Origin of the sequence: Bacillus sp. THAF10, assembly GCF_009363695.1 — a bacterium.
GTDB lineage: Bacteria > Bacillota > Bacilli > Bacillales > Bacillaceae_I > Sutcliffiella_A.
This window is the reverse complement of the sequence record NZ_CP045403.1, coordinates 1,081,538-1,096,509: the sequence shown is the minus strand read 5'-3', so window position 1 is coordinate 1,096,509 and position 14,972 is coordinate 1,081,538. Positions and strand designations below refer to the sequence as shown.

Genomic DNA, 14,972 nt, shown 5'->3' with positions numbered 1-14,972 from the left:
TTACGAAAACAGCTTTCAAAAAAGACCAAAATACTGCAAAATAATAATCCCAATTCCAAGTATCCAAACATAAACAGCAAATGTCCGTAACGAATGTTTTTTTAAATAATTTATCATCCATTTCACTGCAATATATCCAAAAAAACAAGACGCCAATATCCCAATCATTAAAGAAGTTAACGTAATATCCTCTTTTCCTACTTCAGCTACTTCAAGTGTTTGCAAGAATACCGCGCCTGCAATAGCAGGAGTAGACAGAAGAAAGGAGAAATAGGCAGCTGTTTCTCGGTCCAATTTTCGAAGTAGTCCAGCAGCAATGGTTAAACCAGACCGTGAGATGGCTGGGAAAATGGCAGCAGCCTGAAAGGATCCAATAAATAGAGCATCCTTCCACGTAATTTCATCCATCTTCTTTGCCCCTTTTTTTATTGAGTCAGCAAACCATAACACTGCCCCAGTAAGGAGGAATTCCCAGCCAATGGTGACACCTGTCTTTGAAATAGCTTCAAAATAATCCTTAAATGTTAGTCCAATAATAACGGCTGGAATGGTACCAACAATTAACAATAGGGTTAGCTTATGAAACGGGTTCCGAAGTATTTTAAAGAATTCTTCCCGATAAAAGTAGAGGACCGCGATTAGTGTGCCAAAGTGTAACATCGTATCTAGAAGTAAGCCTGCTTCTTCTAGATTGAATAAATTGCGTCCTATATATAAATGACCGGTGCTGGAAATAGGTAAAAATTCCGTTAACCCTTGGATAATCCCTAGAATGAAGGCTTCAATTTTGGACATGCCTCTCTCCCCTATCGCATTCTTTTTCTGTCAAACACAAAATAAGTAATGGCACCTAATATAATTAAGATCATCAGCGGAATCACTAACGGTTGCGCCGCATGCTTAATATCCCGCCAATTTTCACCCAATTGAAAGCCAAGGTATAAAAATAGAACAGTCCAAGGTATAATCGCTGCTATTGTGTAGAGTAAAAAGTGCGAAAATTTCATTTTAGCAATGCCTGCTGGGATGGAAATGGCATGTCTTACTATCGGAATGAACCTAGCAGTAAAAACGACAATAGGTCCATAATGCTGAAACCATCTTTCTGATATATCTAAATGCTTAGGCTGAATGAATATGTATTTTCCGTATTTCTCAAGAAAGGGTCTCCCTCCCATGCTACCAGCCCAATATAAGAAAAGCTGTGCAAATGTCCCTCCAACAACCCCAGCAATAAGCGCACCGGTGCGATTGACTTCTCCTTTAGAAATGAGATAGCCACCATAACCTAACACAATTTCACTTGGAATGACTTCCACCATTAAGCCCAACATAATTCCCCAAACACCCATTTGTGCAAAAAAAGCAAAAATTGTTAAAAAAAATTGTTCCATGCTATCGCCTCATTTATGAAAGAGTTGTCCCTATCAATGTATGTAGACAAGTCCTTGAAAAGCACTTAAATCAAGCAATTCCTAAATTTCACCATAAAAAAGGAAAAAAGCATATTGTGTCGAATATTAGTTGTGGAGGTGTTGTAGATGATGAAAAAGCTGATTCTTCTGCCCATCTTCCTACTTTTCATGACAGCCTGTATGCAGCAACAACCGTCTGAAAGATATTCTTTTATCGAGGTTGTCGAAAATACGGAAGAAGCAACCTTGTCTCAGATAGAAGATATTGAACTAATTTTGGATAACAGTGAAGTCATTATCGGCTTAGACGAAGCAAACGAACAGTATCCAAAATATGAATTCGATCGTGCTCCTGCTTATATTATCTTTGAATATACCGGTTACCTCACCAGTGACATGTTGTTATTCACCTATGATAAAGACGAGGCTGTTACATTTTTGGAAGAGAAAATACAAGCAGAGAAAGACAGAGAAGAATGGGAATGAATAATAAGTCGGAACGCTCGTTTCGGCTTTTTTCTATGGATGTTCCATTTATTTCAAGGTCTATTCTCTATAAAATTTTCATACTATTACAAATATTTATTGATGGAGGGTCTATATGGGAGAATTTTGCATGCAACAAACATGTGTTGGCTATGATCTCATCTTGATAACAATTGGATGCCTTATCCTTCTCTACATAGGGTATCGCTTTCTTGGTCATGAGGACTAATTAATTTCTATATAAGTGGGAACACTATCGAAACCATAACCATTACAAGGAGGTTTGTCGTTGCGACGTGTTCTCGTTACCCTACTTACGGGATTAATAGTTGTTGTCCTTTCTAGCTGTGGAACTGCTGTAGAAGAGAAATCAGGTCAAGCAGAAGAGGCTCCTCCCCCATCATTACTACCTTCTTCAGGAGACTATACCTTTCAACGATATGTTGAAGAAAAGGAACATAGTAAATACCGTGTACTTTATAATAAAGTTTCAGATAGTAACATTATTCAGGTGAAAACTGTCCACACGACCACAGAAAATAAAACAAAAGAAGTAAAAGAAACAAATAATTTCTATGAAGAAACAAAGGATGGAATTTTCGGGTTTATTGTCTTATCAGAGGACTTTCCATCTGAATGGGATGCAACAGACATTGAAAAATTTCCAAAAACAAAAATTATCTCTTATCCCTTGGAAGAAAATTTTTCATGGACAGAGGAAATGAAAGAGCTTGAACTAATAATATCCTATAAAGTACGCTCCATTGATGCAGAAATTAAAACCCCTGCAAAAACATTCAAGAATTGTATTGTGGTGGACTTTGAGGAAAAAGATCAACAAGGAAATGTAATTCGAAGAGGTAATTCGTCATTTGCCCCAAAAGTGGGATGGATAAGACATGAAATTGAAGAGGAAGTTTTAAAGGATGTTCATAAGCTGATAAAAATAAATGAAAGATAATTCAACTTATCTTTCATTTTTTGGTGAAAACTTGCAACCTTTTTGCTATTTACCTCGTCTAAGAATTATTAGAACTTCGAATATTTTACATAACTGTAATGATGAGTTAACAAGAAATATTGTATAATTACCTCATATGCCTAGCCACTTTGGGTAATTACATACTACTGCTTACGACCAATTTAAGGAGGAGATGTACCCTTGAGTTTGAGTAAAATTATTTTTGTTGTAAGTATTATTGCAAGTTTCCTCATGCTGGTCGCTGCCGTGATTGCATTCGTCATCCATGATATTGGTTACTTTTGGACGATGGTCACTTTAATGGTCATAAGTATCTTGCAAAATATATCTGTGTACAAGCACATCTCTACTAGTGATGAGCCTGTAAAAAGCTAGACCGCTTATTTCATAAAATTATTAGCGGTCTAATTTTCATCTCATTTCTTCTTTTCCCCTAGGTAAACTCTTAACTATCCTCCTCTTCCAGATATTTTTATTCGTATTTTTCACACAAAAGTCTTTTCAAAGGTCCTAATTTCCTTTATAATCACTTCATAATCCAAACAATCCTATATCACAACTCGTATAATAGTAGGAATATGGCCTACAAGTCTCTACCAAGCTACCGTAAATGGCTTGACTACGGGTGATACTATACTTTTTTTCTTACTCTTTTTTACCCTGAGTAAGACTACTCATAATCCCAAAAGTAAAAGTGGTCACTTGTAGTCGGACACACTTGCTTTTGGGTTTTTTTATTGGATTTTTTTAGCAAAGGAGCAGATACAAATGAAATTATTGCAGAACGCCATCGTAGAAAAAGGCTCCGTCCTTCCTAACGGAGTATTGAAGGTAAACAACTTTCTTAATCACCAAATTGATACAGAACTAATGATAGAAATAGGAAAAGAGTTTGCACATCGTTTCTCTAACTCTCACATTGACAAAGTCATAACTATCGAATCGTCTGGCATTGCCCCGAGTTTCTTTGCCGCACATACCCTTGGTGTCCCTCTCGTATTTGCAAGAAAGAAAAAATCTTTAACGCTAAAAGACAATGTTTACACAAGCGAGGTTTTTTCCTACACCAAACAGGAATCAAGTGAAATAACGATTGCTAAAGAATTTTTACAAGAAAATGAACGCGTATTAATCATTGATGATTTTCTCGCAAATGGACAGGCTGCCCAAGGGTTGATCGATGTAGTCAAGCAAGCTGGTGCAACCGTTGAGGGCATTGGTATTGTTATTGAAAAATCATTTCAGCCTGGAAGACAACTATTAGAGGAAAAAGGATACCGTGTGGAATCGTTAGCACGGATTCAATCGCTTAACGATGAGCAAATCACATTTTTAGATGAAGCTACCGTCACACAATCAAACTAACACATAGGAGGCCTTTCCATGAAATCAACCACCATCCATTACCCTTGGTATAAAAAAGAAGATACGGATGCTTTTTTTGCCCTTTTTCAAAATAACCTCGCCAATTTTGTCATCATCGCTGTTACGATGCTTGGTATGGGATTCCCAGCAAGCATTGTGTTTGGAAAAGTAATCCCTGGTGCTGCAGTAGCGGTGATGGTTGGTAATCTTTATTATGCCTTTATGGCAAAACGCCTTGCTGAGAAAGAAAAACGGACGGATGTTACCGCGCTTTCCTATGGAATTAGTACTCCCGTTATGTTTGTGTTTTTATTTGGAGTACTAGCACCAGCTAATGCATTAACTGGAGACCCTGAGCTTGCTTGGAAAATTGCCGTAGCTGCTGCTTTTTTAAGCGGTTTGATTGAAGCGTTGGTTAGCTTTACAGGTAATTGGGTAAGAAACAACCTTCCACGCGCTGCCATGCTTGGAGCACTAGCAGGTGTGGCTTTAACGTTCATTGCTGGAGAAATGCTTTTTAATACATTTTCTATTCCTGTCGTTGGATTAGTTGCACTCGTCATTATCATTGCTGGTGTTGTTGGGAAAATCAGCATGCCATTTAAAATCCCAGCTTCCCTCTTTGCTGTTATCATCGGAACAATTTTGGCCTTTGCACTTGGTTATCAATCGCCAGGTCAAATTTCTGAAGGGCTAGCAAATATCGGGTTCTATCCTATTCTCCCTAGCTTTGCTGCTTTTGAAGGAATGAGCTATTTGTTTACAGCCTTAGTTGGCTTACTTGCCATCATATTGCCGATTACTTTGTATAATGCTATTGAAACGATGAACAACGTGGATGCCATGGCTGCTGCAGGTGATTCTTATGATGTTCGTGAGTGTCAAGCAGTCGATGGAGTGGGTACGATGCTTGGGGCAGTTTTTGGCGGTCTTTTCCCTACTACCGTTTATATTGCGACAGTAGGCTCGAAATGGATGGGTGCAGGACGAGGTTATAGCATCTTAAACGCTATTGTTTTTGGTCTTGCAGCCATGACTGGAGTAATTGCAGCCCTTGCCGCCATTATCCCGCTCGCTGCGGTCGCTCCAATATTAGTATTCGTGGGAATTTCCATGGTCTCTACTGCTTTTCAGTCCAATGAGAAAAGATATTTCCCTGCTGTTGCCATTGCCATGCTACCGTACTTTGCAAACTATGTCATGACCAGATTTAATAAAAGTGCTGGAGAAGTAGTTGCTGGAATTTCAGAAGGAATTGTCCCTTTAGGACAAGGAGCGATGTTCACTGCCATTATTTTAGGAGCCATTACGGTTTATATTATTGATCAAGATTACAGAAGAGCTGCTTCCTTTGCTCTCATCGGTTCATTCTTATCTTTTGTCGGATTTATGCACGCACCAAAGCTGTCTATAAATGCAGCACCTGATTTTGCATTAGGTTATGTTTTGATTTCCGTATTTTTAATATATTGCAGCTTCCAATATAAATCTGGAGCTCTCGATAATAAGACTAAGAGAACATTAAAACAAAAGATTGCCTCATAATTAGAGAAAGGTTACCCAAAAAATGGGTAACCTTTTTAATTTTCTACCTTAGATAGTTCTTTCTCCTCTTGTTCTTGTTCTTGCTCTGTTGGTTTTTTCTTTTTCAGAAATTCCTCTAAAGCTAGCTTACTTTTTCTTGAAGTCAATATATAGAGAAAATCTTTATCTTTTATCACCGTATCTCCAGATGGAGTGACAAGGATGCCTGATCGAATCACGGCATTAATGAGCGTTTTATCTGGGAATTTCAGCTCTGCTAACGTTTTTCCCACCATATCTAAATCCTGCTCCACTTGAAACTCAATAATTTCAGCATTTGCTTTTCCAATCGAAACAAGCTCTAACGAATGAATAGGGGCAATTTTTTGTGGGCCAGTAAGTTGAAGCTTTTGAGCAAGCATCGTAATGGTCGACCCTTGTACAAGTGTTGACGTTAATACAACGAAAAATACAACATTAAAGAAAAGCTGGGCATTTGGAATTCCTGCAATCATTGGGAAAGTCGCTAATACAATTGGTACTGCCCCTCTTAATCCTGCCCAAGAAAGAAAGACCTTTTCTTTTACAGTAAAATTCATGCCTAGTGTCGATAAGAATACTGCTATTGGTCTTGCAACAACAATAAGAATAATGGAAAGTAATAGTCCTTTTAACATGATATCAAATTGAAAAAGTTGTCCTGGAAATACTAAAAGCCCTAGGATTATAAACATTAAGATTTGCATCATCCAAGCAAAACCTTCATTAAAACGGAAAATTGATTGACGATAGGTAAGTTCATTATTTCCGATAATTAATGCCGCCACATAAACAGCCAACAACCCACTTGCTCCCATTAATGCAGCAATACTATACGTAAGTAAGGCAAAGGCCATCGCAAAAACGGGGTATAAACCAGAAGAGTCCAAATTAATTTGATTAATAGAATAAGAAGCTAATTTTCCTAATCCAAGTCCTAAGAGTAAACCAATGCCCATTTGCCAAAAGAAGCTTCCAACAAATCCGATATAGCTTGGATCTGAGGCGGTAAGTAGTTCAATAAAAGAAAGAGTTAAAAACACCGCCATTGGGTCATTTGTCCCCGATTCCGCTTCAAGCGTTGCACCCATACGAGCTTTAATATTTTGTCCTTTTAAAACTGCGAAAACCGCTGCAGCATCTGTAGATCCTACGATTGCACCAAACAAAAATGCTTCTAGCCAAGTGACATCCAAAATCAATTTGGCGGACACTGCAACGATAGCGGAAGTCAAAATAACACCGAAAGTCGCTAAGGATAAGGAAGGCTTTATAACCTTGCTTACCGTATTCCACTTTGTTTGCAGTCCACCCTCAAAAAGAATGATGACTAATGCAAAAATACCGATGAGCTGAGCATATTTCACATTATCAAAAAAGATCAATCCAAAACCATCGCTACCTGCTGTCATTCCAACTATAATGAACAGTACAAGAGCTGGCACACCAAGTCTGGAAGAAAATTTTGTGGTAATAACTCCTACTATTAGTAGAAATGCGGTTAATAGAATAAAATAGTCCACATGAAAGGCTCCTTGAAGCATTCTTATTCCTCCCTATAAATTTACATCTATTTTTACAGGTGTATCGTCTCGTTTTTTTACACCTAAATATCGTAACGTTTCAGACGGAGTTGCGTGACGAAAGTGTTTTTGTAATAAGGATACTGCCACACCACTACTATAAGCGTGGTATCCAAAGGTTTTTCTTAACGTATGCGTTCCTATTTTTCCCGGAACTCCAATTTCCTTGGCCGCCTTATTGATGATGCGGTATGCCTGCTGTCTTGTAATGGGGGTTTTGCATTTTTTGGACTTAAAGAGATAGTCTGATGAAGAAAGTGGCCGATGGTGAAGGTATAGGGATATAGCCTGTTTTACTTGGTGATTAATATAAATTGTCGTATGGTCATCTGTTAAAAAAAATTCCTTTATCTTCTCGTCTTCCTTCATATCTTCTACTTTTAATTGAAGGAGCTCACTTATCCGAAGACCCATATTGATTCCCATTACGAAAAATAAATAGTCACGTAAGGAATGTTCTTTTAAGTATTCTTTCATTTGAAGGATATAACTACGTTTTTTTATTGCTTCGACATACTCCATAAAAACCCTCCATAATGTTACTTATCTCTATAGTATCATATATATATGTAACATTATATTCATATGCATATAAAAAAAAGACACTTCACCTAAGGAGTGTCTTTTGATTGTTTTACAAGTTAATAAGATTATAAGAATAGGATCACAAGTGTTCCTACAATAAAACAGTATATAGAGAAATAAGCAAGGTTACCTCTAGCCATAATTCCCATAAACCATTTTAACGAAAAATAAGATGCAATTAATGCGGCAATAAAAGCTAAAGAATATGGCAGAACAATTTCATTTAGATTTTCCATCCCCAATAAATCTTTAATTGCTAATAGCATACTTCCTACACTTACCGGAACAAATAATAAAAAGGAAAACCTAAGTGCAGTTTCTTGCTTCATCCCACGTGCCATCGCAGCAACAATGGTCGCACCAGATCTACTAATACCAGGTATAAGTGCGATAGCTTGAGCAAACCCGATGATGATGGAATCCTTGAAGGACAATTCTGCATCGTTTTTTCGACCGCGTAGATTGCGTATTAACCATAAGGCAATACCAGTCACAATGAGGGTAACTCCAATAACCTTGATGTTGTCTAACGCATCAGAAATGGCATCTCCGAAAACCACTCCAATAATTCCAGCTGGAATCGTACCTACCACTAAATACACGACAAACATAAAATCTGCTTTGTCTTCCTTCTCTTTCTTCGCAATAAATCTCAACGCTCCAAAAAACAGTCGTGAAATCGATTCGCGATAAATAATCAAAATGGCAAGTAAGGAAGCAGCGTTTACCACGATTTCAAAAGTTAATCCCTCAAGCTCCATACCCAAAAGCTCTTGCAGAATCATGACATGTCCGCTAGATGAAACAGGTATAGGCTCGGTAATTCCTTGAAAAATCCCAAGGAATATATACTTTAACAAAACAATGATTTCTTCCATAAAGATAAGCCCTCAATTTCTAAGAATAATGAAAATTAAATATACCACATATGCAACAGCCATGAAGCTTCCCTCTATTTTCCCAATTCGATAATTCGTTCTGGAAAATATCAACAAAACTACCGTCAGGAATAGCATCAATCCAATATCAACAAAGACCCTGCTATCCACAGGTAAAGGAATAATTAAGGAAGAGGTCCCAAGTACAAAGAAAATATTGAAGATATTACTTCCCACAATATTTCCTAGGGCAATCTCACTTTGTTTTTTTATCGCAGCCATCACCGACGTAACTAATTCAGGTAAGCTCGTTCCGATTGCAACAATGGTTAACCCGACAAGCGTTTGGCTCATTCCAAGTGAAACAGCAATTTCGGTACTGTTTCTTACAACAAGCTCTCCTCCAAAAATAATCGCAGCTAGACCTACGAAGGTAAGAATGCTGTTTTTTCCCCATTTAGGAGCTTCCTTTTCATTTTCGGCTGCAATTGTTTCTCGATTGTTTCTGGCTACTTCAAAAATATAATACATGAAAATACTAAAAATCAATAAAAAAATCAAACCATCACTTCTAGTTAGCAAGTTTTCAGTCAAACCTTGCAAGAACATATCACTGATCAACACTAACAGAACTGTGCTACCAAGTAAGGTAAAGGGTATTTCTTTTCTTATGGTTTCACTTTCCACTTTTAGAGGATTTAATAAGGCAGTAATCCCCACGACTAAGGTGATATTAAAGATGTTACTACCAATCACATTACCAAGAGACACCTCGGCATTTCCATCAAGTGCTGCTAGAATACTCACCGTTGCTTCTGGGGAGCTAGTACCGAAGGCCACAATGGTCAATCCTATCAGTAACGGAGAAATTCTGAGAATCTTTGCAATTTGAGATGCTCCATCTACAAACCAATCCGCTCCTTTAATCAATAAGGCGAAGCCGACTACTAACAAAACGTAAGTCATTGTCCGTATTCCTTTCTATGATAGAATAATTATTCCTTTTCTTTTGATACATGTTCCTTTAAAAAATCATACCAGCTTTCGGTATTATCTGCACTTTTTGAATTAATAATAATTGTTTCTTCCTTGGTTTGTATGAATAAATATGGTGAGCTATCACGATAAACAAACAAAAGACCCTTCCCATATTCCTTTAGCTTAAAGTGCCCTTTTGAAAGAGTTGGCATTCCATAACCATTTGTGCGAGCCGTTACTTCTGGCATTTCTGATAATAAGCGAACCTCCTGCACTTCCTCATAACTCCATTCGTCACCATAAACGCCTGTAATTTCAAAAGATTCCTCCTGTGCTTTTAGCTCAAAATCCTGATAGCCAAAAAAGAAAACAATTCCAAGAAAAACGAAGGTAGTTACTGCTATGCTTGAGCTGATAATATAACTTAATTTTTGTTTTCTCGGAACTTCATACTTGGATAAATAGATGAAGCCTCCTAATAAGAAAAACATCATCACCATCACGCTTATCTCTAATACAAACGAGATGCCTGTAAATAGCAATGGCAGTAAGCATAATAAAGCAACACCAGTAATAATTAGTAATTTTCCTGCCTTTTGTGGGTAGCCGCGTTGTATCAGTTCTTCCTGTTCTTCTTTTGGTCTGCCTCTAAAGTTAGAAATAAGGCCATACGCTTCTTTTTTAACAATCATCCATCCTAACAATATAAAAATTAAAATTAATGCAAGCTGTATAAAGAAAAAGATCCACATCTCTAAAACCTCCCCTATTTCTTTTACTACTTATACGTTTTTCAACGTCTATTAGTTTCAAAGTGAAAATACCTTTATAATAGGAAGTGTAATATAGTTTGCACAGAAAAGGAGTGAGGGCATGATTAGGGTTGTCTATTACTATGTTATTTTATTTATGACGTTAATGATGACAATTGGCGGAAGTGTTGCAGCCTTCATGGCTATTGCCGACATTGTCTCTCCATCAAGCTATTACCAAACCTATCATGAATACAAAGAAATGACCATTGCTGGGAAAACCAAGCATGATGAGAACGGGAAACCGATTTCCGAGCCGGAAATAGAGGAAGAGGAGCTACTTGCTGAATATGAGGCTGTTGTAGCTCAAGATAAAGAACGCAATCGTGAAATGGCTTGGAACACACTTATAAAAAGCTTCGGTTGGATTGTCATCCCGCTACCGATCTTTATTTATTATCAAAGAAAAGTCCGAAAAAACGAATAAAATTAGGGCCGTGCTCCCATTGGAGCTACGGCCCTGTTACTTTATCCTTCTAATTTAGCTAACCTCTTTTTTTCCTGTCTGCTCGTAAGCAAGCTATAAATAACCGGAATAACAACAAGGGTCAATACTGTGGAGCTTAATAATCCACCAATAACCGCTACTGCCATAGGCGCCTGTAATTCTGTTCCTTCACCAAGACCAATAGCTAAAGGCAATAAGCCCAGGATTGTCGTTAAAGCTGTCATAATGATTGGCCTTAGCCTTGTAACTCCTGCTTCCATTAGTGCTTCTCTAACAAGCAAACCTTTTGCTCGTAGCTGGTTGGTGTAATCAATAAAGACTATGGCATTGTTGACGACAATTCCTACAAGAATGATGATTCCAATAAAAGCGGTCACACCAAATGCATATCCTGTAAAGAATAACCCTAAAACAACCCCAATGATGGCAAGCGGTAATGTAAACATGATGATAAATGGCTGCAAGAGAGATTCAAATTGACTCGCCATGACCATGTATACAAACACTATTGCAAGCACCACTGCAAGAAGAAGACTTGCAAATGCGTCGTCCATCATTTCCGCTCCGCCACCAGTTTTAATGGTAAATTGGTCAGTATTAATATCCAGCTCTTTGACCATATCATCAATTTCGGCTTGAACCTTCATGGAAACGGTCCCCATATCTTGGCCTTCAAAATTTGCGGTAATTACGACTGAATCTTGTTGATTCTCTCGTACCACTGTAACAGGTCCTTCCCCTCTTTCGATTTCACCAATATCTTTCAAGGTAATCTCCTGACCTGACCTATTAGGAATAGAGAGATTTTCTAGCTCCTCTTTTGAGTTTGAGATGCCTTCCATATGCACTCGAATTTCCGTATCAAACATGGTGGCTGCTACATTTCCTTGTAGAGCTTCATTAATTATATTTCCAACCTGACCGGCAGTTAAGCCATACTTGAATGCTTCTTCCTTATCAAGGATAAATTGATACACTGGTTTTCCAGTTTGAATGCTATCAGACACCGCATTGACTTCTTCAAGCGCTTGTAACCTAGTTGTTAGTTCCTCCGTATACGTTTGAAGCTTTTCCTTATCATTTCCTAACAACATGACCTCAACAGCATTTTGAGCACCACTCATCGCTTCCATAGAATTGCTCAAATTATATGTTAGCTCAGCTTCACTTTCCAATGATGCAAGGTCCTTTTTCAAAGCATTCATCACTTCTTCTGTCGAGCGCTCACGTTCATCTGCACTAACCAGCTTTACAGTAAGAGAACCAACATTTTCTCCACTTCCAGTTGCAGCAGCCATAAATTCATCGGCATTTCCAATTGTTGCCGTCACGATGTCTACTTCTGATACATTCTCTATGGAGCCTTCCACTTCCTCCACCAGCTCTAGGGTTCTTTCAAATGACGCCCCCTCTGGCAATTCCATGTTTATCGAAAAGGTACCTTCATCCTGTGCTGGCATGAACTCTGTACCAATCCTCGGAGCTAGAAACAAAGAGCCTACCAATGTGAAAATTGCCAACAGAATGACGATTAGTCGGTGATCTAGCGCCCATGAAATAATTTTCTTATAAAGCACGCTTTCTTTCTTACTCTTTACTTTTTCAGGCTTTAAAAGTAGGCCTGCAAGCGCTGGTACAACTGTGAGCGCCACTGCCCATGAAGCTAAGAGGGCAAACGTAACGGTTAAAGCCAGTTCCTTAAAGATATCTCCAATCATTCCCCCTACAAATACAATAGGTAAGAATACAGACAGCGTTGTCAGCATGGAAGCTGTCACAGCTCCCCCAACCTCTGCTGCTCCTGTAATGGCAGCTTCTTTTCTAGAACCTCCTTTGGTTAAATGACGGTAGATATTTTCTATTACGACAATGGCGTTATCAACAAGCATTCCCACCCCTAAGGCAAGCCCACCTAATGACATAATATTTAAGGTCATTCCTGAAAAATACATCAGAACAAAGGTAGCGATAACAGAAAACGGGATAGCAATTCCTACAATTAATGTGGAGGCTATGGAACGTAAAAATACAATAATAACAGCTACCGCAAAGATACCACCAAACACAAGGGCAAGCGTAACGTTTGAGATTGATCGTTCTATTACTTCCCCTTGGTCCATTGCTACATCAAAGGTAAGATCACTGTTCTGCTCCGCAATAGATGAAAGTCTGTCCTGTACCTGTTTGGATACCTCTGCCGTATTGGCTGTTCCTTCCTTTTGAATACTTACCATCAGGCTTTCGGTTCCATTTGTCCGTGCAAAGGATGTCACATCTTTTGGAGAGAGTTCAACCTTCGCTACTTCTTCTAATGTCACCACCTCTAGCTCTTGCCCTTTAGGCTCGATGCTAACTGGAAGATTTTTCAAAGCATCGACCGTTTCTACTTTTGCCAAAATACGAAGGTTTAGCTTTTCTCCATCTTCCTCAATAATTCCACCTGGCATCGTTAAGTTATTCCCTTGAATGAGCTGCACAATTTGTGATTGAGTTAAGTCGTATTTTTTTAGATTTTCTTCATTTAGGGTGACTTTAATTTCTTCATCAAAGCCTCCGGTAACATTAACACTTGCCACCCCTTCAATGTTTTGCAGCTTTGGAACAACCACGTCATTCACTGTTTCTTGAAGCGCTTGGATTTCCTCCCCGCTCGAAACAGAAAACTGAACAATCGGCATCATCGTTGGATCAAATTTCATGATCATTGGTTGATTTACTGCATCAGGAAGCCTAACAAGATTCAGAGAAGAACTTAAATCCTCCCTTACCTCCGATATTTCTGTTCCCCATTCGTATTGCGCAATAATTAAAGAGGAATTGGAGCTGCTGCGGGATTGCATCGTTTGCAAGCCGGCACTTGTACCAACTACATCTTCAATAGGTTTCGTTACAATCTCTGCCACTTCTTCTGGACCTGCACCAGGGTAAGAGGTCATGACCGCCAATACAGGCGGGTTAATGTTTGGCATCAAATCTAATTTCAAATTTGTTAACGAGACAAAACCAAGTAATAAAACCAACAACATCATCATAATGGTCGTTACGGGTCTTTTCACTGCTATTTTTGGTATGATCATAATAAACTATTTCCTCCAGCATAAGAAAAGAGAGGCCCGAAGTTAGCCCTCTCCTACCTTCTTTTTTTGATGTTCTACATAATGAACTTTTGGCTTTACATTTTTAAAGTAGTAATAACTTGGGATGAGAGCTAACACTAGCGCCACTAATATATATCCTTCAATTCTTGCAGTCATTAAGCCATTTGCTACAAAACTGAGTAATAGGATATAGACGCTATTTCCTATGAGGGTGGCAAAGGAAAAGGAAAGTAGCCGAATAGAACTTACCCCACCAGCTAGATTAATAATACTTGATGGTATGAATGGTATCATTCTTAATAAAAGGACAAACCAAAAGCCTTTATGCTCAAGCCTTTGTAAGTAAATAGGGGGTACTTTCTTCGTTAGGATGGATTGAAACCAATATCGATAAAAAATAAAGCTCATGATGCCAGCAGCAATGCTCGCCACTACACTCCAAATGTAGCCAATGCCAAAGCCAAACAAAGCTATATTAATAACAATAATCCCAACAATAGGAATCAATGTGAAGAGATTTTGGAACAACATTAAGATAAAAGTAAGAACCAAGATAGCCGGGATATCTTCTTTAAACACCGTTTGAATTCTATCGATATCACCGGTTTTTATCACGTCAATCCACTCAGTCTGCATGATCCATAAAAAAGAACCTACGATGAAGATAAACGTCCCTATTTTCCATGCTCTTCTATTAACGATAACTACTCCCTCCCCTCTTCCTCAATAAAACAGCCCAATGGTTATTTCCTACCTAGTTTATAGTTTACGATGTGAAT

Annotated in this window: 15 protein-coding genes and 1 riboswitch; of the genes, 6 read left to right on the top strand and 9 right to left on the bottom strand. The window is 38.3% G+C overall.

The window, feature by feature from the left end:
* Nucleotides 1-15 precede the first annotated feature (15 nt).
* Both FIU87_RS05845 and FIU87_RS05840 read right to left on the bottom strand, forming a co-directional pair.
* Nucleotides 16-795, bottom strand: a complete 780-nt coding sequence (locus FIU87_RS05845) for an undecaprenyl-diphosphate phosphatase (protein WP_152443713.1) — start codon at nucleotides 793-795, stop codon at nucleotides 16-18.
* An 11-nt stretch (nucleotides 796-806) separates the two neighbouring features.
* Nucleotides 807-1,394: an undecaprenyl phosphate transporter UptA gene (locus FIU87_RS05840; protein WP_152443712.1), complete on the bottom strand. Its 588-nt coding sequence runs from the start codon at nucleotides 1,392-1,394 to the stop codon at nucleotides 807-809.
* 147 nt (nucleotides 1,395-1,541) lie between these two features.
* Between FIU87_RS05840 and FIU87_RS05835 the strand changes: the two genes are divergently transcribed.
* From FIU87_RS05835 to FIU87_RS05815, 5 genes are all read left to right on the top strand, one after another.
* On the top strand, nucleotides 1,542-1,901 hold the full coding sequence (locus FIU87_RS05835) for a hypothetical protein (RefSeq protein WP_152443711.1): 360 nt from the start codon (nucleotides 1,542-1,544) through the stop codon (nucleotides 1,899-1,901).
* 289 nt (nucleotides 1,902-2,190) lie between these two features.
* Complete coding sequence (locus FIU87_RS05830) at nucleotides 2,191-2,862, top strand: hypothetical protein (RefSeq protein ID WP_152443710.1); 672 nt, start codon at nucleotides 2,191-2,193, stop codon at nucleotides 2,860-2,862.
* A gap of 201 nt (nucleotides 2,863-3,063) precedes the next feature.
* Nucleotides 3,064-3,258, top strand: a complete 195-nt coding sequence (locus FIU87_RS05825) for a hypothetical protein (RefSeq protein WP_152443709.1) — start codon at nucleotides 3,064-3,066, stop codon at nucleotides 3,256-3,258.
* A 165-nt stretch (nucleotides 3,259-3,423) separates the two neighbouring features.
* Nucleotides 3,424-3,525, top strand: a riboswitch (purine riboswitch).
* Between the two features lie 126 nt (nucleotides 3,526-3,651).
* Nucleotides 3,652-4,248: a xanthine phosphoribosyltransferase gene (locus FIU87_RS05820; protein ID WP_152443708.1), complete on the top strand. Its 597-nt coding sequence runs from the start codon at nucleotides 3,652-3,654 to the stop codon at nucleotides 4,246-4,248.
* An 18-nt stretch (nucleotides 4,249-4,266) separates the two neighbouring features.
* The gene (locus FIU87_RS05815) at nucleotides 4,267-5,793 is read left to right on the top strand and encodes an NCS2 family permease (protein WP_152443707.1); all 1,527 of its coding nucleotides are present in this window, start codon (nucleotides 4,267-4,269) and stop codon (nucleotides 5,791-5,793) included.
* 35 nt (nucleotides 5,794-5,828) lie between these two features.
* On the opposite strand, the gene FIU87_RS05810 is transcribed toward FIU87_RS05815, so the two are convergent.
* The 5 genes from FIU87_RS05810 to FIU87_RS05790 all read right to left on the bottom strand — a co-directional run bounded on the left by FIU87_RS05810 (nucleotide 5,829) and on the right by FIU87_RS05790 (nucleotide 10,587).
* Nucleotides 5,829-7,355, bottom strand: a complete 1,527-nt coding sequence (locus tag FIU87_RS05810; RefSeq protein WP_152443706.1) for a potassium/proton antiporter — start codon at nucleotides 7,353-7,355, stop codon at nucleotides 5,829-5,831.
* Between the two features lie 12 nt (nucleotides 7,356-7,367).
* Entirely contained in the window at nucleotides 7,368-7,916 is a 549-nt protein-coding gene (locus tag FIU87_RS05805) for a tyrosine-type recombinase/integrase (protein ID WP_152443705.1), read from the bottom strand.
* Nucleotides 7,917-8,044: 128 nt separating this feature from the next.
* Nucleotides 8,045-8,857, bottom strand: coding sequence for an undecaprenyl-diphosphate phosphatase (locus FIU87_RS05800; RefSeq protein WP_152443704.1), 813 nt, complete (start codon nucleotides 8,855-8,857; stop codon nucleotides 8,045-8,047).
* Between the two features lie 12 nt (nucleotides 8,858-8,869).
* Nucleotides 8,870-9,823 (bottom strand): calcium/sodium antiporter, encoded by a 954-nt coding sequence (locus FIU87_RS05795; protein ID WP_152443703.1) that lies wholly within the window; start codon nucleotides 9,821-9,823, stop codon nucleotides 8,870-8,872.
* 29 nt (nucleotides 9,824-9,852) lie between these two features.
* Nucleotides 9,853-10,587, bottom strand: coding sequence for a DUF3784 domain-containing protein (locus FIU87_RS05790; protein ID WP_152443702.1), 735 nt, complete (start codon nucleotides 10,585-10,587; stop codon nucleotides 9,853-9,855).
* 121 nt (nucleotides 10,588-10,708) lie between these two features.
* On the opposite strand from FIU87_RS05790, the gene FIU87_RS05785 reads away from it, so the two are divergent.
* Nucleotides 10,709-11,074 carry a hypothetical protein gene (locus FIU87_RS05785; RefSeq protein ID WP_152443701.1) on the top strand — a complete coding sequence of 122 codons (366 nt, stop codon included), beginning with the start codon at nucleotides 10,709-10,711 and terminating at the stop codon, nucleotides 11,072-11,074.
* 41 nt (nucleotides 11,075-11,115) lie between these two features.
* On the opposite strand, the gene FIU87_RS05780 is transcribed toward FIU87_RS05785, so the two are convergent.
* Together FIU87_RS05780 and FIU87_RS05775 are read right to left on the bottom strand one after the other, a co-directional pair.
* Nucleotides 11,116-14,172: an efflux RND transporter permease subunit gene (locus FIU87_RS05780; protein ID WP_152443700.1), complete on the bottom strand. Its 3,057-nt coding sequence runs from the start codon at nucleotides 14,170-14,172 to the stop codon at nucleotides 11,116-11,118.
* Nucleotides 14,173-14,214: 42 nt separating this feature from the next.
* Nucleotides 14,215-14,829: a TVP38/TMEM64 family protein gene (locus tag FIU87_RS05775; RefSeq protein WP_152443699.1), complete on the bottom strand. Its 615-nt coding sequence runs from the start codon at nucleotides 14,827-14,829 to the stop codon at nucleotides 14,215-14,217.
* Nucleotides 14,830-14,972 lie beyond the last annotated feature (143 nt).

Bases quoted from the DNA above. Each gene is read 5' to 3' on its own strand.
- FIU87_RS05785 (WP_152443701.1), top strand. From the start codon at position 10,709: ATGATTAGGGTTGTCTATTACTATGTTATTTTATTTATGACGTTAATG.
- FIU87_RS05820 (WP_152443708.1), top strand. From the start codon at position 3,652: ATGAAATTATTGCAGAACGCCATCGTAGAAAAAGGCTCCGTCCTTCCT.
- FIU87_RS05800 (WP_152443704.1), bottom strand. From the start codon at position 8,857: ATGGAAGAAATCATTGTTTTGTTAAAGTATATATTCCTTGGGATTTTT.
- FIU87_RS05815 (WP_152443707.1), top strand. From the start codon at position 4,267: ATGAAATCAACCACCATCCATTACCCTTGGTATAAAAAAGAAGATACG.
- FIU87_RS05835 (WP_152443711.1), top strand. From the start codon at position 1,542: ATGATGAAAAAGCTGATTCTTCTGCCCATCTTCCTACTTTTCATGACA.
- FIU87_RS05810 (WP_152443706.1), bottom strand. From the start codon at position 7,355: ATGCTTCAAGGAGCCTTTCATGTGGACTATTTTATTCTATTAACCGCA.
- FIU87_RS05790 (WP_152443702.1), bottom strand. From the start codon at position 10,587: ATGTGGATCTTTTTCTTTATACAGCTTGCATTAATTTTAATTTTTATA.
- FIU87_RS05780 (WP_152443700.1), bottom strand. From the start codon at position 14,172: ATGATCATACCAAAAATAGCAGTGAAAAGACCCGTAACGACCATTATG.
- FIU87_RS05795 (WP_152443703.1), bottom strand. From the start codon at position 9,823: ATGACTTACGTTTTGTTAGTAGTCGGCTTCGCCTTATTGATTAAAGGA.
- FIU87_RS05805 (WP_152443705.1), bottom strand. From the start codon at position 7,916: ATGGAGTATGTCGAAGCAATAAAAAAACGTAGTTATATCCTTCAAATG.
- FIU87_RS05775 (WP_152443699.1), bottom strand. From the start codon at position 14,829: ATGCAGACTGAGTGGATTGACGTGATAAAAACCGGTGATATCGATAGA.
- FIU87_RS05840 (WP_152443712.1), bottom strand. From the start codon at position 1,394: ATGGAACAATTTTTTTTAACAATTTTTGCTTTTTTTGCACAAATGGGT.
- FIU87_RS05845 (WP_152443713.1), bottom strand. From the start codon at position 795: ATGTCCAAAATTGAAGCCTTCATTCTAGGGATTATCCAAGGGTTAACG.